Source organism: Stenotrophomonas sp. STEN147, assembly GCF_056757995.1.
The window spans coordinates 66,841-85,827 of record NZ_JBRRCG010000015.1; the positions used below are offsets into that span (position 1 = coordinate 66,841).

Below are 18,987 nucleotides of genomic sequence, written 5' to 3' on the forward strand. Positions count from 1 at the left end.
GCGGACACCCGGACACCGCCACTCGAATTGCAACTCATTGACAGGAAAGGAAATAAAGTTGGCACGCAACGTGCTTGGTATGGATCACCACCGTCAGGCACGAACCCGATGATCCGCGACACTTCCGCCCAGGACCAGATCGTTTCCTCCACCCCGGCCCGCCCGACCGCCGCCGCCTGGCATCGCTACCGTTGGCCGGCACTGGGCAGCATCGCCCTGCTCGCCGGCATCGGCTGGGCCGTGTACGCCTGGGCAAACGCCAGCCGCTCGTTCGACAGCAGCCGGGTGCGCATCGCCGAAGTGCAACGTGGCGACCTGGTGCGTGACATCGCTGCCGACGGCCGTGTGATCGCTGCCAACAGCCCGGTGCTGTATGCGATCTCCGCCGGTACCGTGGACCTGAAGGTCGTGGCCGGCGACGTGGTCAAGAAGGGCCAGGAGCTGGCGATCATCGACAGCCCGGAACTGCGCAGCAAGCTGGCCCAGGAACAGGCCACCCTGGCTGGCCTGGAAGCCGAGGCCAGCCGCGCCGCCCTGGACGCAACGCTGGCCCGCGCCAAGTCGCGCAAGGAAACCGATCAGGCCACCATCGAGCGCCAGGCTGCCGATCGCGACCTGCAACGCTACCAGCGGGGCTTCGACGGCGGTGCCGTGCCGCAGATCGACCTGGCCAAGGCCCAGGACAGCCTGAAGAAGGCCGACATCAGCCTTGCCAACGCCACCACCGATGCCCGCCTGCAGAGCCAGGGCGCCGACCTGGATGCACGCAACAAGCGGCTGCTGGCCGATCGCCAGAAGGCGGTGGTGGCCGAAGTGCAGCGCCAGGTCGATGCGCTGACCCTGCGCGCGCCGTTTGATGGCCAGGTGGGCCAGGTACAGGCCACCCAGTCCACCAACCTGGCAGCCAACGCGCCGGTGCTCGGCGTAGTGGACCTGTCCAAGTTCGAAGTCGAGATCAAGGTTCCGGAAAGCTTCGCTCGTGATCTGGCCATCGGCATGCCCGCACAGCTCACCGGCGGCAACGGCCAGCCGTTCCCGGGCGAGATCAGCGCGGTGTCGCCGGAAGTGGTGAACGGCGAGGTCAATGCCCGCGTGCGCTTCGCCGACAAGCAGCCCGAAGGCCTGCGCCAGAGCCAGCGCATGTCGGTCCGGGTGTTGCTGGATACCCGCAAGAACGTGCTGAAGGTCGAGCGCGGCCCGTTCGTCGAACAGGGCAACGGTGTGGCCTACGTGATGGATGGCCGCACAGCGGTGCGCCGTCCGGTGGAACTGGGCGTCAGCAGCCTGGGCGAAGTGGAAATCAAGTCGGGTGTGCAGCCGGGCGACCGTATCGTCGTCTCCGGCAGCGACCTGTTCAAGGACGCCGAACGCGTCTCCGTCAACTGATACATCCTGGAGAGAGGACACCCCATGTACATGCTCGAAATGCGTTCGGTCGCCAAGGTCTTCCGCACTGAACAGGTGGAAACCCATGCACTGCGCTCGCTGGAACTGCAGGTCAAGGAGGGCGAGTTCGTCGCCGTCACCGGTCCCTCCGGCTCCGGCAAGACCACCTTCCTCAACATCGCCGGCCTGCTGGAAACCTTCACCAGCGGCACCTACCTGCTTGATGGCGAGGACGTCAGTCAGCTCGGTGATGATGCGCGCAGCCGCCTGCGCAACCAGAAGATCGGCTTCATCTTCCAGGGCTTCAACCTGATTCCGGACCTGAACCTGTTCGACAACGTCGACGTGCCGCTCCGCTACCGCAAGATGAGTGCCGGCGAACGCCGTGAGCGCATCGAGAAGGCGCTGACCCAGGTCGGCCTGGGCTCGCGCATGAAGCACTACCCGAACGAACTGTCCGGCGGCCAGCAGCAGCGCGCAGCGATTGCCCGTGCCCTCGCCGGCAGCCCGCGCCTGCTGCTGGCCGACGAACCGACCGGCAACCTGGACACGCAGATGGCACGTGGCGTGATGGAGCTGCTGGAGGAAATCAACGCGGCCGGCACCACCATCGTCATGGTCACCCATGATCCGGAACTGGCCGCGCGTGCGCAGCGCAACGTGCACATCGTCGATGGCCAGGTCACCGACCTGGTGCGCGAGCCGGTGCTGTCCACCCCGCGCCGCATCGCCGCCGTCAACGAGTGAGGGCATGCCCATGTTCGCCTACTACGCACGACTGGCGGTACGCAGCTTCCGCCGCAACAAGGTACTCACCGCGCTGATGGTGGTGGCCATCGCACTGGGCATCGGTGCCTCGATGACCACCCTGACCGTGTTCCATGTCCTGTCCGGCGATCCGATTCCGGAGAAGAGCGACCGCCTGTTCTACGCGCAGCTCGATCCGCGGCCGCGCTCCGGCTACCTGACGGACGAGGAGCCGGAAGGCCAGATGACACGGTTCGACGCCGAAGCCCTGCTGCGCGAGAAGCGCGCCGTGCATCAGGCGATGATGAGTGGTGGCAGTGCCATCGTCGAGCCGGAGGGCAGCACCCTCAAGCCGTTCTCGGTGGATACGCGCTGGACCTCGGCGGACTTCTTCCCGATGTTCAATGTGCCGATGCAGTACGGCCGCGCCTGGTCTGCCAGCGACGACGATGCGCACAGCCGCGTGGTGGTGCTGTCCAAGGCCATCAATGAAAAGCTGTTCCAGGGCGCCAACAGCGTGGGCCGGGAGATCCGCGTGAACAGCCAGTCGCTGCGCGTGATCGGCGTGATGAAGGAATGGAATCCCGAACCGCAGTTCTTCGACCTGACTACCGGTTCCTACGGCAAGGACGAGGACCTGCTGGTGCCGTTCTCCACCGCCATGGATCTGGATTTCGGCAACAACGGCAACATGAACTGCTTCCGCGACGGTGGCCCGGGCGGCGACAGCCATTCGCTCAGTGCGGCCTGCACCTGGATCCAGTACTGGGTCGAGCTGGAGCCGGGCAAGGTCGATGACTACCGCCGCTATCTGGTGAACTACTCCGACCAGCAGCGCGCTGCAGGCCGCTTCGAGCGTCCCGCCAACGTGCGCGTGCGCAGCGTCATGGAGTGGCTGGACTTCAACGGTGCGGTGCCCAGCGACGTGCGCCTGCAGATGTGGCTGGCGCTGGGCTTCCTGGGCGTGTGCCTGGTCAATACGGTCGGTCTGCTGCTGGCCAAGTTCCTGCGCCGCAGCGGTGAGATCGGCGTGCGGCGTGCGCTGGGTGCCAGCCGTGGGCAGATCTTCCTGCAGTGCCTGGTCGAAGCCGGTGCCATCGGCGTGGTCGGCGGTGTGCTCGGCATCGGCCTGGCCCTGATCGGTCTGGCCGCAGTGCGCAGGCAGCCGGTGGAGTACGCCCAGCTGGCCCATCTGGACGGCAGCATGCTGCTGCTCGCACTCGGCCTGACCCTGCTCGCCAGCCTGGCCGCCGGATTCCTTCCGGCCTGGCGTGCCATGCAGGTCACCCCCGCCATCCAGCTCAAGTCGCAGTAAGCACAAGGACACTGCCATGGATATCCGCCCCATCCTCAGCACGCTGCGCCGGCACAAGACCGCCGCTGCCCTGATCGTGCTGGAAATCGCGCTGACCTGCGCCATCGTCTGCAACGCGTTGTTCCTGGTCAGCCAGCGCGTGGAGAAGATCACCCAGCCCAGCGGCCTGGCCGAGAACGAACTGGTGATCGTCCGTACCAGCGGCATCGGCACCCAGACCAATGCCATGGCGCGTACCCAGGAAGACCTGGCCGCGCTGCGCGCCGTTCCCGGTGCGACCAGCGTGACCAAGGTCAACCAGCTGCCGTTCCGCCCCAGCTCGTCCAATACCAGCATCTCGCGCGAGCGCGACCAGGAACGGCCGACGACCTCGGCGACGCTGTACATGTTCAACGAAGGCGCGTTGTCCACCCTGGGCCTGCAGCTGGTGGCCGGCCGTGACTTCCTGCCGGGCGAGTACATCGACTTCGAGGACGCACGCAAGTCGGCCAGCACCACGCCGGACAAGGCATCGGCGGTGATCCTCAACCAGGCCGTGGCCGAGAAGATGTTCCCGGGCCAGAACCCGCTGGGCAAGACCTTCTACATGGGTCGGCAGGCGCTGCACGTGGTGGGCGTGGTTGCCCACCTCGCGCCGCCGACCGACTGGAACAACAACACCACCCTGTCGATGATCCTGCCGGTGCGCACCGACTTCGCCAGCGGCGGCCCGTACATGCTGCGCACCACGCCCGAACGCCGCGATGAAGTGCTGAAGGGTGCCCTGGCGGCTCTGGAACGCAACGATCCCAACCGCCTGGTGCGCGAGAAGCTCAGCTATGAAGACCAGCGCAACGACTACTTCAAGAACGACCGGGCGATGGTCGGGCTGCTGGTCACCGTATGCATCGCCCTGCTGGTGGTGACGGCGCTGGGCATCGTCGGCCTGGCCAGCTTCTGGGTGCAGCAGCGCAGCAAGCAGATCGGCATCCGCCGTGCGCTCGGCGCCACCCGCGGCCAGGTGCTGCGCTACTTCCAGACCGAGAACTTCCTGCTGGCCTCGCTGGGCATCGTGCTGGGCATGCTGGCGGCCTACGCCATCAATCTGTGGTTGATGAACATGTACGAGCTGCCTCGCATGCCGCTGCTGTACCTGCCGCTGGGTGCGGTGCTGCTGTGGGCGCTGGGCCAGATCGCCGTGTTCGGCCCTGCGCGCCGGGCGGCCGCCGTGCCTCCGGCCGTCGCCACGCGGGGGGCCTGACATGCGCGCACCTTTCCTGGCGATGATGCTGATGCTGCCGCTGCCGGCCCTTGCCGGCAGCAGCAACCAGCAGACCATGAGCTGGCAGGACGACGGCGCCCATGTGGCGCTGGCTTCCTCGGGTGGCCACGTGCGCGTCGATGCGGCGCATCCGGAGGCGCGCTTCGGCGTGCGCCGTGGCGACCGCATCCTGCGCGTGGACGATACCGCCGTGCAGCAGGTCGACCAGCTGACAGCCGCGATGCAGGCCACCGGCGCATCCAGCGTACGGCTGCTGCTGCAGCGCGATGGAAAGACCCTGACCGTGCCGGTGTCCCTGGCCGGCTGGCGGCCCCTGCTGTCACCGCCCACCGCACCACCACCGCCGCCGCCACGACGGTGATCCGGCACCGGTTTTAGCTATGCTTGATGGGTGGCGCCAGCTCCTGCCGGCGCCCTGGAACCTACGGCTCTCTCCGGCGCTGCCCATCCCTTTTCCAGAACCGTTCCATGCCCGCGATCCTCATCATCGACGACAACGCCAGCGTGGGCACCGCGCTGGATGTGCTGTTCTCCCTGCACGACATCGACACGCTGCAGGCACAGAGCCCGGCCGAAGGCCTGGCCCTGCTCGAATCGCAGCCGGTGGACCTGGTGATCCAGGACATGAACTTCAGCGAGGACACCACCTCCGGCGAGGAAGGCGAAGCCCTGTTCGCACAGATCCGCGCACGCCACCCCGACCTGCCGGTGATCCTGCTGACCGCCTGGACCCATCTGAGCAGCGCGGTGGACCTGGTCAAGGCCGGCGCGGCCGATTACCTGGCCAAGCCCTGGGACGACCGCAAGCTGCTGACCACGGTCAACAACCTGCTGGAACTGTCCGAAGCACGTCGCGAACTGGACCGTCGGCGCGAACGCGAGCAGCGTCAGCGCACTGCGCTGGAACAGAAGTACGACCTCAGTGGTGCCGTCTTCGCCGATCCTGCCAGTGAACGCGTGATCGCCCTGGCCTGCCAGGTCGCACGCTCCGAACTGCCGGTACTGATCACCGGACCCAATGGCGCCGGCAAGGAGAAGATCGCGCAGATCATTCAGGCCAATTCGCTGGTGGCAAAGGGACCGTTCGTCACGGTCAACTGTGGTGCGCTGCCGTCCGAGCTGATCGAAGCCGAGCTGTTCGGTGCCGAGGCAGGTGCCTACACCGGTGCCAACAAGGCGCGCGAAGGCAAGTTCGAAGCGGCCGATGGAGGCACCCTGTTCCTGGATGAGATCGGCAACCTGTCGCTGGGCGGGCAGATGAAGCTGCTGCGCGTGCTGGAGACCGGTCGCTTCGAGCGCCTGGGCTCCAACCGCGAACGCCAGGTCAAGGTACGCGTAGTCAGCGCCACCAATGCCGACCTGCCGGCGATGATCCGCGACGGCACGTTCCGCGAGGACCTGTACTACCGCCTCAACACCGTGGAGCTGGTGCTGCCGCCGCTGGCCGAGCGGCCCGGCGACATCCTGCCGCTGGCCGAACGCTTCCTGGCGGGCGGCAAGCCGTTGTCCAGCATCGCCGCGGCCGCGCTGCAACGGCACCCGTGGCCGGGCAACGTGCGCGAACTGCGCAACGTGATCCAGCGCGCCGAGCTGCTGGCCACCGGCAACCGCATTGAAGTGACCGATCTCAACCTGCCACGCGCTCCGGCTGCGCCACGCCCGGCGCCGAGCGCCGGCAACGATCCGGACCGCACGCGCATCGAGGAGGTACTGGCGCGCAATCATGGGGTGATCGCGCAGGCGGCCGCCGAACTCGGTCTCAGCCGCCAGGCACTGTACCGGCGCATGGACCGCCACGGCATTCCGCGCGAATGAAGCGACGCTCGTTCACCTTCCGCCTGTTCCTGCGCCTGCTGCCGGTGCTGGCGCTGGCTGCCGCGCTGCCCTGGCTGCTGGCCTACTGGCTCGACCACGGCTGGGCGGTGGCCATCGTATCCACGGTGATCCTGCTTGCCCTGATGTGGTGGGCGCTGCGCCGCGCCACCGCACCGGTCCGCTCGCTGATGCGTGCGTTGTCCGGCACCACCAGCAGCTACCGCGACGGCGAGTACAACTTCGGCGTTCACTGGGAAGGCAACGACGAACTGGGTGACCTGGTGCGGGCGCATCGCGAGCTGGGCGACGTGCTGCGCGAGCAGCGCCAGGGTCTGGTGCAACGCGAACTGCTGCTGGACACGATGGTGCAGAACACGCCCGTGGCGATGCTGCTGATCGCATCAGGCGGTGATGGCATCGCCCGTGTGGTGTTCTCCAACCTGGCTGCGCGCAAGCTGCTGCATGGTGGCTGGAAGCTGGAGGGCCAGCGCCTGGAGGAGGTGCTGGAGCAGGTGCCGGTGGAACTGCGCGACGCCATCGCCCGCGGCGGCGACAGCCTGTTCGCGGTGCAGGCCGAAGGCGAGGACGGCGACGAGGATGACGAGCAGGTCTACCACCTGTCGCGGCGCGCGTTCCATCTCAATGGACGGCCCCATGATCTGCTGCTGGTGCGTCTGCTCACCGCCGAGCTGCGCCGGCAGGAAGTCCAGACCTGGAAGAAGGTGATCCGGGTGATCAGCCACGAGCTGAACAATTCGCTGGCACCGATTGCCTCGCTTGCGCATTCCGGAGGAGAGCTGGTCAAGCGCGAGCGGTTCGACCGCCTGCCGGAGATCTTCACCACCATCGAAGATCGCGCCCGCCACCTGGAGGGGTTCATCCGTGGATATGCGCGCTTCGCCAAGCTGCCACAGCCCCAGTTGCAGACCGTGCACTGGGGCCCGTTCCTGTCCAGCCTGCGCCAGCAGATTCCGTTCGACATGGAGCAGGAGCCGGACGAGGAGATGAGCAGCCGCATCGATATCGCGCAGTTCGGGCAGGCGCTGCTGAACCTGCTGAAGAACGCGCACGAAGCCTGCGCGGAAGCCGATCCGCCCAACGATGACGTGCAGGTGCAGTTGACCCGCCTGCCCCAGTGGCTGCGTCTGGATGTGCTTGATCGCGGCAAAGGCATGAACGAGCAGGTACTGCAGAATGCGTTGATGCCGTTCTATTCGACCAAGCGCAACGGCACCGGGCTGGGACTGGCGCTGACCCGGGAGATCGTGGAGGCGCACGGTGGACGGGTGTCGCTGCAGAACCGCAGTGAGGGTGGGTTGTGTGTCTCGATCCTGCTGCCGGCGGGGTGAGGTGACGCACGGGTGATCGGAAGCAGGAGTGGCCGCTCCGCTCGCCGGGCATGGCCCGGCGCTACCCGACATCATTGAAGGCACCCCGGAACGACCTTCAGCCATCCATCGAAGACAGGACACGCCGCATCGCCACCCGTAGATGCATCGGAAACCCCAGTGCGGCTTCCTCCGCCATCACGGCCTGCAGCCCGTCGCCCCATTCCCCTTGGGCAAGCTCCACGAATCCCTCACCGGCATAGAACGGCGCATTCCACGGCACGTCTGCCAGCGTCGTCAGCACCGCAGAGCGATAGCCCTGGGTCCTGGCCATTGCCAACGCGTGCCGCAGCAATGCACGACCATGGCCACGACGCGCATGCGCCGGGTCCACATCCATCTGCAGCACATGGAATTCGCCGCACAGCCCGCCCGCCAGCAGGTAACCGGCGATGCCGCCGCCATCGGCGTCATCCACCACCCACAGCTGGCCACGCCGGAGTCCGTCCCGCAGCGCCTGCAGATCCAGGCCGTGGCCGGCGAACACCGGATAGGCTTCGTGGCCCTTCAGCAGTTCGCCGGCACGCTGTTCGATCGCCGGCAGCACGCCGAGCTCGTCGGCATGCGGAACCCGTGGCTCAGGATTTCTTGACCGGCCGCTTCCAGCCATCGATGGTTTCCTGCCGTGCGCGTGCCAGCGTCAGCTTGCCGTCCGGCGCGGTGCGGGTGATGACCGAACCGGCGGCGATGGTGGCGCCCTCGCCGATCAGCACCGGCGCCACCAGCGAGCTGTTGGAACCGATGAAGGCATTGTCGCCGATGGTCGTGGTCGACTTGTTGACGCCGTCGTAGTTGCAGGTGATGGTGCCGGCGCCGATGTTCACCTTGCTGCCGATCACCGCATCGCCCAGATAGGTCAAGTGGTTGGCCTTGCTGCCCACGCCGAGGGTCACTTTCTTGGTCTCCACGAAGTTGCCTACGTGGACGCCATCGGCGAGCACCGTGCCCGGACGCAGCCGGGCGAACGGACCGACCGATGCGGCACCTTCGGTGACCACCCCCTCCAGGTCGCAGTGCGCGCGCACTTCGGTGCCCGGGCCGAGCGTCACGTCCTTGAGCCGATTGAACGGGCCGATGGTCACGCCATCTCCCAGCACCACCTTGCCCTCGAGAATGACATCGACATCGATGAGCACATCGCTGCCGACCGTCACGCTGCCGCGGATATCCAGCCGTGACGGGTCCAGCACGCGCGCGCCCTGCGCGCACAGCGCACGTACTGCGCGGCGCTGCCACGCGCGCTCGAGCTGCGCCAGCTGCCAGGGATCGTTCGCCCCTTCTGCTTCCTGCACATCGGCCACCAGTGCCATCTCGGCCGGGGTGAATTCACGGGCTGCAAAGGCGAACACGTCGGTCAGGTAGTACTCGCCCTGCGCGTTGCTGTTGGACAGCTGCGAGAGCCACCGGCGCAGCGCGGTCGATTCGGCGGTGATGATGCCGGTATTGATCGTGCGGACGCGCAGCTGGTCATCGCTGGCGTCCTTCTGTTCGACGATGGCGCCGACCCGGCCCTCGGCGTCGCGCAGCACGCGGCCATAGCCGGTCGGGTCATCGACATCGGCCACAAGCACGGCCAGCCGGCCCGGCTGCGCCAGCAGGTCGCGCAGCGTCTGCGCGCGGATCAACGGCACATCGCCGTAAAGCACCAGCACCTGCGCGGCGTCGGGCACCTGCGGCATCGCCTGCGCGACTGCGTGGCCGGTCCCGAGCTGCTGTGCCTGCTCGGCCCATTGCAGGTCGGTCTGGTCGGCGAAGTGGCGCCGCACTGCCTCGCCACCATGGCCGTACACCACGTGGATCGCAGCGGGGTCCAGCTCGCGGGCGGCAGCGATGACATGCGCGAGCATCGGCTGCCCGGCGATCGGCTGCAGCACCTTCGGCAGCACCGACTTCATGCGCTTGCCGGCACCTGCGGCCAGGATGATCACGTGCAGGGGTTGGGTCATGGGGGGAATCCGTGGTTCGATGACACCGATTCTAGAGCGTGGCCCGTTAACATGGATGCCCCTCCTTCTTCAGCATGCCGATGAGCCTCATCCGCCAGGGAAGCACCTACCTCGTCATCGGGCTCGTGCAGCTGCTGGTCGACTGGGTGGTCTTCGTGGCGGCCACCGCACTGGGGTTGCCGGTTGCACCGGCCAACGTCACGGGCCGGCTGGCGGGGATGCTGCTGGGTTTCTGGCTCAACGGTCGCTACACGTTCGCCGAGCCGGGCACGCACAAGCTGGGCTGGAAGCGCTTTGCGCGCTTCTGCGCGCTGTGGCTGCTGCTGACGGCGGCCAGCACGCTGCTGGTCAGCCTGGTCGACCAGGCCCTGGGCCTGCGCTACGCGTGGCTGGCCAAGCCGCTGGTCGAGGGCGGACTGGCGGCGGTGTCGTTCCTGCTGATGCGCCACGTGGTCTACCGCTGACCGGCGCTGACCGCGCACAAACAAAAACGCCGGCACGAGGCCGGCGTTCCTGTGGGTGTGGCGAGCCTCAGTGCTTGAGGTTCTTGCGCAGGCGCTCCAGCGCCTGCAGCTGGACCACGGCTTCGGCCAGCTTCTGCTGGGCTTCGGCCACTTCCATGGCTTCACCACGGTTGGCCAGGATGCGCTCGGCTTCTTCCTTGGCCTTGCGGACCGAGGCTTCGTCGATGTCCTGCGCGCGGATCGCGGTGTCGGCCAGCACGGTCACCACCTGCGGCTGAACCTCCAGGATGCCGCCGGAAATGGCGAAATCCAGCTGCTCGCCGTTCGGCGTGGTCACCACCACCTTGCCCGGCTTCAGGCGGGTGATCAGCGGTGCGTGCTTGGGCGCGATGCCCAGTTCGCCCAGCTCACCGGTGGCCACGACCAGGGTCGCTTCGCCACGGAAGATTTCCTGCTCGGCGCTGACGATGTCGCAACGGATCGTGCTCATGCAAATCTCTTCGCTGTTCGCGGTGGCGCGATGCCACCGTGGAGGTCCACCGGCCCGGGCGGCTGCCCGGCGCCGGCGTCAGGTCGGGCAGGATCGCTCCCGCCCCTCCCGGATCAGGCCTTCTCGGCCATCTTCTTGGCCTTCTCGACCGCTTCTTCGATGCCGCCGACCATGTAGAACGCCTGCTCCGGCAGGTGGTCGTACTCGCCATCGACGATGGCCTTGAAGCCACGGATGGTGTCCTTCAGCGGCACGTACTTGCCCGGCGAACCGGTGAACACTTCGGCCACGTGGAACGGCTGGCTGAAGAAGCGCTCGATCTTGCGGGCGCGCGACACGGCCTGCTTGTCTTCTTCGGACAATTCGTCCATGCCCAGGATGGCGATGATGTCCTTCAGTTCCTTGTACTTCTGCAGGGTCTGCTGGACGCGCTGGGCGGTGTCGTAGTGCTCGTGGCCGATGACCAGCGGGTCCATCTGGCGGCTGGTGGAGTCCAGCGGATCGACGGCCGGGTAGATACCCAGCGAGGCGATCGAACGCGACAGGGTCACGGTCGAGTCCAGGTGGGCGAAGGTGGTCGCCGGCGACGGATCGGTCAGGTCGTCCGCGGGAACGTAGACGGCCTGGATCGAGGTGATCGAACCGTTCTTGGTCGAGGTGATGCGCTCCTGCAGGACGCCCATTTCCTCGGCCAGGGTCGGCTGGTAACCCACGGCGGACGGCATACGACCCAGCAGTGCCGACACTTCGGTACCGGCCAGGGTATAGCGGTAGATGTTGTCGACGAACAGCAGCACGTCCTTGCCCTTGCCGTTCTCGTCCTTCTCGTCGCGGAAGTACTCGGCCATGGTCAGGCCGGTCAGCGCGACGCGCAGGCGGTTGCCCGGCGGCTCGTTCATCTGGCCGTACACCATCGCCACCTTGTCGAGGACGTTGGAGTCCTTCATTTCGTGGTAGAAGTCGTTGCCCTCACGGGTACGCTCACCCACGCCGGCGAACACGGACAGACCGCTGTGTGCCTTGGCGATGTTGTTGATCAGTTCCATCATGTTGACGGTCTTGCCGACGCCGGCGCCGCCGAACAGGCCGACCTTGCCGCCCTTGGCGAACGGGCACATCAGGTCGATGACCTTGATGCCGGTTTCCAGCAGCTCGGTGGCCGGGGACTGGTCTTCGTACGACGGCGCCGCACGGTGGATTTCCCAGTTGTCGCTGGCAGCGACCGGGCCGGCTTCGTCGATCGGACGGCCCAGCACGTCCATGATGCGGCCCAGGGTGCCGGCGCCGACCGGCACCGAGATGCCACGACCGGTGTTGGTGGCGACCAGGTTGCGCTTCAGGCCATCGGTGGAACCGAGGGCGATGGTACGCACCACGCCGTCGCCCAGCTGCTGCTGGACTTCAAGGGTGATTTCGGTGTTGTCGACCTTCAGTGCGTCGTACACCTTCGGCACCGACTCACGCGGGAATTCGACGTCGACGACCGCGCCGATGATCTGAACGATCTTGCCCTGACTCATTGCTGCATCCTCTAAATGTGTGCTTTGAACGAACGCGGTCAGACTGCTGCCGCGCCGCCGACGATTTCGGAGATTTCCTGGGTGATCGCTGCCTGGCGCGCCTTGTTGTAGACGAGCTGCAGCGTACCGATCAGCTTGTTGGCGTTGTCGCTCGCCGCCTTCATCGCGACCATGCGTGCGGCATGTTCGGAGGCGACGTTTTCCAGCAGTGCCTGGTACACCAGCGACTCGATGTAACGCGTCATCACGTGCTCGAGCACGGTCGCGGCATCGGGTTCGTACAGGTAATCCCAGTCGTGGTGCGCGACCTGCTTCTCGGCCGCCGGCAGCGGCAGCAGCTGATCGAAGCTGGCCTTCTGCGTCATGGTGTTCACGAAGCGGTTGTAGACCAGGTACACGCGGTCGACCTTGCCTTCAGTGAAGGCGTCGAGCATGACCTTGATCACACCGATCAGCGATTCCAGCTTCGGCACGTCGCCGATGTGGGTCACGCTGCCGACCATGTTGACCTTGACGCGGCGGAAGAAGGTCGATGCCTTCTGGCCGATGGTCACCAGATCCACTTCCGCGCCCTTGTCCTGCCATGCCTTGGCTTCGCCCAGCATCCTGCGGAACAGGTTGTTGTTCAGGCCGCCGGCCAGGCCGCGATCGGAGGAGATCACGATGAAACCGACCCGCTTGACCTGCTCGCGCTCGACCAGGAACGGATGCTGGTAATCGGTGCTGGCCTGCGCCAGGTGGCCGATCACCTGCTTCATCGCCTGCGCGTACGGACGCGAGGTCTTCATCCGATCCTGCGCCTTGCGGATCTTGGAGGCCGAGACCATCTCCAGGGCGCGCGTCACCTTACGGGTGTTCTGCACGCTCTTGATCTTGGTTTTGATTTCGCGTCCGCTTGCCATCTCTTGTTTCCCGTGGCGCGGGGCTGATGCCCCGCGTTGTTCAACGGTGGAACGGGGCCAAGCCCCGTTCCCCATGCGCTGTTACCAGCTGCCGGTGGTCTTGAAGTCGGCGATGCCCTTCTTGAAGGCACCTTCGATATCGTTGTCCCAGCCGCCGGTGGCGTTGACCTTGTTGATCAGCTCGCCCTGGGTGTTGGCGAAGTGGGCGTGCAGGCCCTCTTCGAACGCCAGCAGCTTGTTGACCGGCACGTCGTCGAGGTAACCCTCGTTGACGGCGTAGATCGACAGCGCCTGGTTGGCGATCGACATCGGCGCGTACTGCTTCTGCTTCATCAGCTCGGTGACGCGCTGGCCACGTTCCAGCTGCTTGCGGGTGGCTTCGTCCAGATCCGAAGCGAACTGCGCGAACGCAGCCAGCTCACGGTACTGGGCCAGCGAGATGCGGATGCCGCCCGACAGCTTCTTGATGATCTTGGTCTGCGCCGAACCACCGACGCGCGACACCGAGATACCGGCGTTCACGGCCGGGCGGATGCCGGCGTTGAACAGGTCGGTTTCCAGGAAGATCTGGCCGTCGGTGATCGAGATCACGTTGGTCGGAACGAAGGCGGACACGTCGCCGGCCTGGGTTTCGATGATCGGCAGCGCGGTCAGCGAACCGGTCTTGCCGGTGACCTTGCCTTCGGTGAACTTCTCGACGTACTCCTCGGACACGCGGGCAGCGCGTTCCAGCAGGCGCGAGTGCAGGTAGAACACGTCGCCCGGATAGGCTTCACGGCCCGGCGGGCGCTTCAGCAGCAGCGAGATCTGGCGGTAGGCAACGGCCTGCTTGGACAGATCGTCGTACACGATCAGCGCGTCTTCGCCGCGGTCCATGAAGTACTCGCCCATGGTGCAGCCCGAGTAGGCGCTGATGTACTGCATCGCAGCCGATTCGGACGCGGTGGCGGCCACGACGATGGTGTGGGCCAGGGCGCCGTTCTCTTCCAGCTTGCGCACGATGTTGGCGATGGTCGATGCCTTCTGGCCGATCGCAACGTACACGCACTTGATGCCGGTGCCCTTCTGGTTGATCACCGCGTCGATCGCCATGGCGGTCTTGCCGGTCTGGCGGTCACCGATGATCAGCTCGCGCTGGCCACGGCCGATCGGGATCATCGAGTCGACCGACTTGTAACCGGTCTGCACCGGCTGGTCGACCGACTTGCGCCAGATCACGCCCGGAGCAACACGCTCCACCGGGGCGGTCACGTCGGTGCCCAGCGGGCCCTTGCCGTCGATCGGCTCGCCGAGCGCGTTGACGACGCGGCCCAGCAGTTCCGGACCGACCGGCACTTCAAGGATGCGGCCGGTGGTCTTGGCGACGTCGCCTTCGCGCAGGTGCTCGTAGTCACCCAGGACCACGGCGCCGACCGAGTCGCGCTCCAGGTTCAGGGCCAGGGCGAAGGTGTTGTTCGGCAGTTCGATCATTTCGCCCTGCATCACGTCGGCCAGACCGAAGATGCGCACGATGCCGTCGGACACGCTGGTCACGGTGCCTTCGTTGCGCGATTCCGCGGCCAGCTTGACCTTCTCGATGCGGTTCTTGATCAGTTCGCTGATTTCGGAGGGGTTGAGCGTGGTTGCCATCGTCAAGTCCTAGTGCCGGCAGCGGGGCCGGACGTTAAATGAATTCAGTTAGCGAGCGCGGTCTGCAGGCGGGCCAGCTTGCCCTTCAGCGAACCATCGATGACCACGTCGCCGGCGTCGATCACGGCGCCGCCGATCAGCGAGGCATCGACCGCAGTGGTCACATCGACCTCGCGGTTGAAGCGCTTGCGCAGCGCGACCTTGATCGCGTCCAGCTCGCCGGCCGACAGTTCGGCAGCCGAGGTCACGGTGGCCTTGACCACGTGCTCGGCTTCGGCGCGCAGGGCGTCGAACATGCCGGAGATCTCCGGCAGCAGCGGCAGACGATGCGATTCGGCCAGGATGGCCAGGAAGCGCGAGAAGCTTTCGCCGTGGGTCGCCGGCGCCAGCAGGGCGACAGCGTCATCACGACCGAGCTCCGGGTTGGCGAGCAGGGCCGCCACGCGCGGGTCGGCGGCGACGTGGGCGGAGAACGCCAGGGCGTCCGACCACGGCGCGAACGCGCCTTCGTCGCGCGCGGTCGCGAACGCGGCGCGGGCGTACGGGCGGGCAAGCGTGAGGGCCTGGCTCATCCTTAGATCTCCGAGGCCAGCTCGTCGAGCAGCGCCTTGTGGGCGTTGGCGTCGATTTCGCGCTTGAGCAGCTTTTCGGCACCGGTCACGGCCAGCGCGGACACCTGCTTGCGCAGATCTTCACGGGCACGGTTGGCGGCGGCGTCGATCTCAGCCTGGGCCAGTTCCTTCTGACGGGTGGCTTCGGTGATCGCTTCGGTACGGGCTGCGTCGACGATCTGGTTGGCGCGCGCGTGGGCCTGGTCGATGATCTCGTTGGCCTTGGTGCGGGCTTCCTTCAGCGCTTCGTTGACCTTCTCCTGCGCCTGGGCCAGATCTTTCTGGCTGCGGTCGGCAGCAGCGAGGCCTTCAGCAATCTTCTGCTGGCGCTCTTCGATCGCGTTCATCAGCGGCGGCCAGATCTTGGTCGCGATGATCCAGATCAGACCAGCGAAGGCGAGCGCCTGCGCAAGAAGGGTGAAATTGATATTCATGGTTAGCTCGATCGCTGGTTTCGGGGTGGACGCGCCGCCGGGGCGGCGCATCCGGCCTTCATCCGAAACCGGGTGCATCAGCACCCGGTCGTCTCAAACCGCTGTATCAGCCGGCCAGAGCCTTGGTGACGGCACCGGCGAAGGCGGCCGACAGCGGGTTGGCGAAGGCCAGCAGCAGGCCGACGGCGACCGAGATGATGAACGCGGCGTCGATCAGGCCAGCGGTGATGAACATGCGGACCTGCAGGACCGGGATCAGTTCCGGCTGGCGGGCGGCCGACTCCAGGAACTTACCAGCCATGATGGCCAGACCCAGACCGGCGCCCAGCGCGGCCAGGCCGATCATGATGCCGACGGCGAGGGCGGTGGAGCTCTGAATCTGCGCGAAGTTGGTCAGGACGGCGAAGTACATGGTTATCTCCAGGAACTTAAGTTGCTAAGGGTGATGAAACGGATGAAGGTTGAAACGCGTTGAAGCTTGAAACTCAGTGAGCGTCTTCCGACAGGCTCAGGTACACGATCGACAGCATCATGAAGATGAAGGCCTGCAGCGGGATCACCAGCAGGTGGAACAGCATCCAGCCGAGGCCGAACGCACCACCGGCAATGGCGCCGAAGAAACCGGCACCACCCAGCACCCAGATCAGCAGGAACACGATTTCGCCGCCGAACATGTTGCCGAACAGTCGCATCGCCAGGGAGATCGGCTTGCTCAGCCACTCGACGATGTTGAGGATCAGGTTGAACGGCATCATCCACTTGCCGAACGGAGCCGTCAGGAACTCCTTGATGAAGCCGCCCAGTCCCTTGGACTTCAGCGCGAAGAACAGCATCAGGAAGAACACGCTGATGGCCATGCCCAGGGTGGCATTGACGTCGGCGGTCGGCACCGGCTTCCAGTAATGGATGCCCGCCAGCTCCAGCGGCTTGGCGATGAAGTCGGCCGGGATCATCTTGATGAGGTTCATCATCAGGATCCAGAAGAAGATCGTGATGGCGATCGGCGTGACCAGCTTGCTCTTGCCGTGGTAGGTGTCCTTGGCCTGGCGGTCGACGAACTCCAGGCAGATCTCCACGAAGGCCTGCCACTTGCCCGGCACGCCAGCCGTGGCCTTGCGGGTGCCCAGCCAGAAGGCAACCACGATCACCAGGCCCATCAGGACCGCGGTGAAGAAGGTATCGACGTGGATATGCCAGAACATCCCGTCGCCGTTGCCGACCGGTGCGGTCAGGTTCTGCAGGTGATGCTGGATGTAGCTGGTAGGGGTTAGAGCCTCGCCCGCCATGTGTCCGGAACCTTAGTTAATTGAATTCTGTCAACGCCTGGCCATCGCCAGGACCTGGAACATCAAGCCGACGGCGATACCGGCCAACAGCGCCAATGCAGGCAGCTTGAAGACCAGGAACCCCACCAGCAGGACGCCGAAAACGACTACCCACTTCGCCACGATCGCAATGATCAGCCGTGCCATTGCCGACCCCGCAGCCAGGGCACCCCCGCCCAGCGCCATCCGTGCCGCGACCCAGCCACCGGCCGAGATCGCCACGCCGGATGCCAGGGCACCGAGCGCGTACTTCGGCCCTACCAGCAGGAAGGCCAGGGCCAGGACAGCCACTGCGGCCAGCGGGTAGACCGCGGCGCGCAGCATCAGTCGCCGACCCGCTTCAACGGAGTTCAGCACAGGACGTCCCGCGTGGTTGCAAGTGGAGGGCTGAGGCGGCTACAGCAGGGGGGCCTCATCGAGCCGCCAAATTATAGCAATGGGACAATTTGCGAGACAACCGCTGCCTGTTCATCCCGGAAGGGCGCAAGTTGCGGTAACGGTTACATTTTTGCGTGCCGCCCAAGGGACAATGACGTCCACATGATGCTGCGGTGCAACGTATTGAACTTTGGTCGCACGCCCGGGAACTTTCCGCGACCTGGCCGGTCCGACCTTCCGACCTGCCTGCAGCAACCTCGTCGACGCTTCGCCCCGCAGGTCCACGATGGCCCCGAAGCCCGGCTCCGGGGCCATCCTTTTTCACGACCGTGACGGCGCTGAACCGTGCACACGCCATCGACCATACGTTCACGCATGGTGGACGAGCGCGTCCTGCACAGTGGGCTTCATTCTGATGAACCACTGCAAGGACTCTTCGATGCGCTCCGTCCCCACCCTGCTCGCCCTCTCCCTGCTCGCCGCCGGCGCATCGTTCGCCAGCGCCGCCCATGCCGCCGAAGGCGATGACCGTTTCGCCCTGCGCCTGGGTGCGATGAACATCGATTCGGACAACACGCTGCGCGGCAACACCACTGTCGCCGGCCAGGACGTCGGTTTCTCGGAAGATTTCAAGCTCGGCGGCAAGGAATGGGAACCGCGGGTAGACGGCATGTTCCGCCTCAGCGACCGCCAGCGCTTCCTGTTCAACTACTTCAAGTACGACAAGGACCGCCGCGAGACGCTGGGCCAGGACATTTCCTTCGGCGGCGTCAACGTGCCGGCTGACAGCTTCGTCAAGGCGGAGCTGAAGTACCAGGTAGCCAGCCTGGTCTACGACTACTCCGTTGTCGACACCGACACCTTCGATCTGGGCCTGCAGCTGGGTGCGGAGTACGCGAAGGTCAGCACCAAGGGCTATGCGGACCTGGGCACCGTGTATGAAGGCCAGTTCCTGGACGAGAAGACCGACGGTGTGGCGCCGGTGGTCGGTGCGCGCCTGAGCTTCACCCCGTCCGAGAAGTGGATGATCACCCTGCAGGGTCAGTACCTCAACACCCGCTGGGGCAGCTTCGACGACTACAAGGGTGACCTGAGCCGGGCCAATGCCATCGTCGATTACCGCCTGACCAAGAACTTCGGCCTGTTCGCCGGCTACGACTGGTTCAAGCTGGATGCGGACAAGAAGGGCAGCGACGGCACCATCGGTCTGAAGCAGGAATTCAAGGGCCCGGTGGCCGGCGTCAGCTTCGTGTTCTGATTCCTGCCCCTTCCATCGCACTCTCTCCTGGCGCGGCCTCCGGAACATCGGGGGCCGCGTTTTTTTGTGCTGCTTTGTCCTGCCGGGGTAAAAGCGGCATGGTCGAGCGCTGGAGGGA

Annotated in this window: 20 protein-coding genes; 9 read left to right on the forward strand and 11 right to left on the reverse strand. The window is 65.8% G+C overall.

From position 1 onward, the window contains the following. The first annotated feature begins 108 nt into the window (after window positions 1-108). The 7 genes from ACVOKU_RS14480 to ACVOKU_RS14510 all read left to right on the forward strand — a co-directional run bounded on the left by ACVOKU_RS14480 (window position 109) and on the right by ACVOKU_RS14510 (window position 7,873). Window positions 109-1,386 carry an efflux RND transporter periplasmic adaptor subunit gene (locus tag ACVOKU_RS14480; protein ID WP_053518722.1) on the forward strand — a complete coding sequence of 426 codons (1,278 nt, stop codon included), beginning with the start codon at window positions 109-111 and terminating at the stop codon, window positions 1,384-1,386. A gap of 24 nt (window positions 1,387-1,410) precedes the next feature. Beyond that, window positions 1,411-2,133, forward strand: coding sequence for an ABC transporter ATP-binding protein (locus ACVOKU_RS14485; RefSeq protein ID WP_128988996.1), 723 nt, complete (start codon window positions 1,411-1,413; stop codon window positions 2,131-2,133). A 10-nt stretch (window positions 2,134-2,143) separates the two neighbouring features. Continuing rightward, the gene (locus ACVOKU_RS14490; RefSeq protein ID WP_053518747.1) at window positions 2,144-3,448 is read left to right on the forward strand and encodes an ABC transporter permease; all 1,305 of its coding nucleotides are present in this window, start codon (window positions 2,144-2,146) and stop codon (window positions 3,446-3,448) included. A gap of 16 nt (window positions 3,449-3,464) precedes the next feature. Beyond that, on the forward strand, window positions 3,465-4,688 hold the full coding sequence (locus tag ACVOKU_RS14495; protein ID WP_053518725.1) for an ABC transporter permease: 1,224 nt from the start codon (window positions 3,465-3,467) through the stop codon (window positions 4,686-4,688). A 1-nt stretch (window position 4,689) separates the two neighbouring features. Then, entirely contained in the window at window positions 4,690-5,070 is a 381-nt protein-coding gene (locus ACVOKU_RS14500; RefSeq protein ID WP_481560264.1) for a PDZ domain-containing protein, read from the forward strand. A gap of 107 nt (window positions 5,071-5,177) precedes the next feature. Beyond that, on the forward strand, window positions 5,178-6,524 hold the full coding sequence (locus ACVOKU_RS14505; RefSeq protein ID WP_481560265.1) for a sigma-54-dependent transcriptional regulator: 1,347 nt from the start codon (window positions 5,178-5,180) through the stop codon (window positions 6,522-6,524). Next, the gene (locus ACVOKU_RS14510) at window positions 6,521-7,873 is read left to right on the forward strand and encodes a sensor histidine kinase (protein WP_481560266.1); all 1,353 of its coding nucleotides are present in this window, start codon (window positions 6,521-6,523) and stop codon (window positions 7,871-7,873) included. The genes ACVOKU_RS14505 and ACVOKU_RS14510 overlap by 4 nt, the downstream gene beginning before the upstream one ends. 97 nt (window positions 7,874-7,970) lie before the next feature. Here the strand turns inward: ACVOKU_RS14510 and ACVOKU_RS14515 are convergent, their stop codons facing one another. Next, window positions 7,971-8,522, reverse strand: coding sequence for a GNAT family N-acetyltransferase (locus tag ACVOKU_RS14515; RefSeq protein WP_481560267.1), 552 nt, complete (start codon window positions 8,520-8,522; stop codon window positions 7,971-7,973). Next, window positions 8,491-9,858, reverse strand: coding sequence for a bifunctional UDP-N-acetylglucosamine diphosphorylase/glucosamine-1-phosphate N-acetyltransferase GlmU (gene glmU, locus ACVOKU_RS14520; RefSeq protein WP_065175197.1), 1,368 nt, complete (start codon window positions 9,856-9,858; stop codon window positions 8,491-8,493). The genes ACVOKU_RS14515 and glmU overlap by 32 nt, the downstream gene beginning before the upstream one ends. A gap of 80 nt (window positions 9,859-9,938) precedes the next feature. Here glmU and ACVOKU_RS14525 point away from each other — a divergent pair, with 80 nt between their 5' ends. Continuing rightward, complete coding sequence (locus ACVOKU_RS14525; RefSeq protein WP_053518733.1) at window positions 9,939-10,322, forward strand: GtrA family protein; 384 nt, start codon at window positions 9,939-9,941, stop codon at window positions 10,320-10,322. A 67-nt stretch (window positions 10,323-10,389) separates the two neighbouring features. Here ACVOKU_RS14525 and ACVOKU_RS14530 read toward each other — a convergent pair whose 3' ends face one another. The 9 genes from ACVOKU_RS14530 to ACVOKU_RS14570 all read right to left on the reverse strand — a co-directional run bounded on the left by ACVOKU_RS14530 (window position 10,390) and on the right by ACVOKU_RS14570 (window position 17,590). After that, window positions 10,390-10,812 (reverse strand): F0F1 ATP synthase subunit epsilon, encoded by a 423-nt coding sequence (locus ACVOKU_RS14530; RefSeq protein ID WP_005419509.1) that lies wholly within the window; start codon window positions 10,810-10,812, stop codon window positions 10,390-10,392. Window positions 10,813-10,925: 113 nt separating this feature from the next. Further along, window positions 10,926-12,332, reverse strand: a complete 1,407-nt coding sequence (gene atpD / locus ACVOKU_RS14535; RefSeq protein ID WP_049429233.1) for a F0F1 ATP synthase subunit beta — start codon at window positions 12,330-12,332, stop codon at window positions 10,926-10,928. A gap of 38 nt (window positions 12,333-12,370) precedes the next feature. Then, window positions 12,371-13,234 (reverse strand): F0F1 ATP synthase subunit gamma, encoded by an 864-nt coding sequence (gene atpG, locus ACVOKU_RS14540; protein WP_128989005.1) that lies wholly within the window; start codon window positions 13,232-13,234, stop codon window positions 12,371-12,373. A gap of 81 nt (window positions 13,235-13,315) precedes the next feature. Further along, the gene (gene atpA / locus ACVOKU_RS14545) at window positions 13,316-14,863 is read right to left on the reverse strand and encodes a F0F1 ATP synthase subunit alpha (protein WP_053518735.1); all 1,548 of its coding nucleotides are present in this window, start codon (window positions 14,861-14,863) and stop codon (window positions 13,316-13,318) included. Between the two features lie 44 nt (window positions 14,864-14,907). Next, window positions 14,908-15,435: a F0F1 ATP synthase subunit delta gene (locus ACVOKU_RS14550; protein WP_053518737.1), complete on the reverse strand. Its 528-nt coding sequence runs from the start codon at window positions 15,433-15,435 to the stop codon at window positions 14,908-14,910. A gap of 2 nt (window positions 15,436-15,437) precedes the next feature. Next, window positions 15,438-15,908 (reverse strand): F0F1 ATP synthase subunit B, encoded by a 471-nt coding sequence (locus ACVOKU_RS14555; RefSeq protein WP_053518738.1) that lies wholly within the window; start codon window positions 15,906-15,908, stop codon window positions 15,438-15,440. A 106-nt stretch (window positions 15,909-16,014) separates the two neighbouring features. Further along, window positions 16,015-16,320 carry a F0F1 ATP synthase subunit C gene (atpE, locus tag ACVOKU_RS14560; protein WP_005411133.1) on the reverse strand — a complete coding sequence of 102 codons (306 nt, stop codon included), beginning with the start codon at window positions 16,318-16,320 and terminating at the stop codon, window positions 16,015-16,017. Between the two features lie 73 nt (window positions 16,321-16,393). Next, window positions 16,394-17,194 (reverse strand): F0F1 ATP synthase subunit A, encoded by an 801-nt coding sequence (atpB, locus tag ACVOKU_RS14565; protein WP_481560268.1) that lies wholly within the window; start codon window positions 17,192-17,194, stop codon window positions 16,394-16,396. A 30-nt stretch (window positions 17,195-17,224) separates the two neighbouring features. Beyond that, window positions 17,225-17,590 carry a hypothetical protein gene (locus ACVOKU_RS14570; protein ID WP_180876808.1) on the reverse strand — a complete coding sequence of 122 codons (366 nt, stop codon included), beginning with the start codon at window positions 17,588-17,590 and terminating at the stop codon, window positions 17,225-17,227. Window positions 17,591-18,050: 460 nt separating this feature from the next. On the opposite strand from ACVOKU_RS14570, the gene ACVOKU_RS14575 reads away from it, so the two are divergent. Next, window positions 18,051-18,869 (forward strand): hypothetical protein, encoded by an 819-nt coding sequence (locus ACVOKU_RS14575; RefSeq protein WP_053518741.1) that lies wholly within the window; start codon window positions 18,051-18,053, stop codon window positions 18,867-18,869. Window positions 18,870-18,987 lie beyond the last annotated feature (118 nt).

Coding starts and splice junctions, on each gene's coding strand:
- ACVOKU_RS14480 (WP_053518722.1), top strand. CDS start 109: ATGATCCGCGACACTTCCGCCCAGGACCAGATCGTTTCCTCCACCCCG.
- ACVOKU_RS14485 (WP_128988996.1), top strand. CDS start 1,411: ATGTACATGCTCGAAATGCGTTCGGTCGCCAAGGTCTTCCGCACTGAA.
- ACVOKU_RS14490 (WP_053518747.1), top strand. CDS start 2,144: ATGTTCGCCTACTACGCACGACTGGCGGTACGCAGCTTCCGCCGCAAC.
- ACVOKU_RS14495 (WP_053518725.1), top strand. CDS start 3,465: ATGGATATCCGCCCCATCCTCAGCACGCTGCGCCGGCACAAGACCGCC.
- ACVOKU_RS14500 (WP_481560264.1), top strand. CDS start 4,690: ATGCGCGCACCTTTCCTGGCGATGATGCTGATGCTGCCGCTGCCGGCC.
- ACVOKU_RS14505 (WP_481560265.1), top strand. CDS start 5,178: ATGCCCGCGATCCTCATCATCGACGACAACGCCAGCGTGGGCACCGCG.
- ACVOKU_RS14510 (WP_481560266.1), top strand. CDS start 6,521: ATGAAGCGACGCTCGTTCACCTTCCGCCTGTTCCTGCGCCTGCTGCCG.
- ACVOKU_RS14515 (WP_481560267.1), bottom strand. CDS start 8,522: ATGGCTGGAAGCGGCCGGTCAAGAAATCCTGAGCCACGGGTTCCGCAT.
- glmU (WP_065175197.1), bottom strand. CDS start 9,858: ATGACCCAACCCCTGCACGTGATCATCCTGGCCGCAGGTGCCGGCAAG.
- ACVOKU_RS14525 (WP_053518733.1), top strand. CDS start 9,939: ATGAGCCTCATCCGCCAGGGAAGCACCTACCTCGTCATCGGGCTCGTG.
- ACVOKU_RS14530 (WP_005419509.1), bottom strand. CDS start 10,812: ATGAGCACGATCCGTTGCGACATCGTCAGCGCCGAGCAGGAAATCTTC.
- atpD (WP_049429233.1), bottom strand. CDS start 12,332: ATGAGTCAGGGCAAGATCGTTCAGATCATCGGCGCGGTCGTCGACGTC.
- atpG (WP_128989005.1), bottom strand. CDS start 13,234: ATGGCAAGCGGACGCGAAATCAAAACCAAGATCAAGAGCGTGCAGAAC.
- atpA (WP_053518735.1), bottom strand. CDS start 14,863: ATGGCAACCACGCTCAACCCCTCCGAAATCAGCGAACTGATCAAGAAC.
- ACVOKU_RS14550 (WP_053518737.1), bottom strand. CDS start 15,435: ATGAGCCAGGCCCTCACGCTTGCCCGCCCGTACGCCCGCGCCGCGTTC.
- ACVOKU_RS14555 (WP_053518738.1), bottom strand. CDS start 15,908: ATGAATATCAATTTCACCCTTCTTGCGCAGGCGCTCGCCTTCGCTGGT.
- atpE (WP_005411133.1), bottom strand. CDS start 16,320: ATGTACTTCGCCGTCCTGACCAACTTCGCGCAGATTCAGAGCTCCACC.
- atpB (WP_481560268.1), bottom strand. CDS start 17,194: ATGGCGGGCGAGGCTCTAACCCCTACCAGCTACATCCAGCATCACCTG.
- ACVOKU_RS14575 (WP_053518741.1), top strand. CDS start 18,051: ATGCGCTCCGTCCCCACCCTGCTCGCCCTCTCCCTGCTCGCCGCCGGC.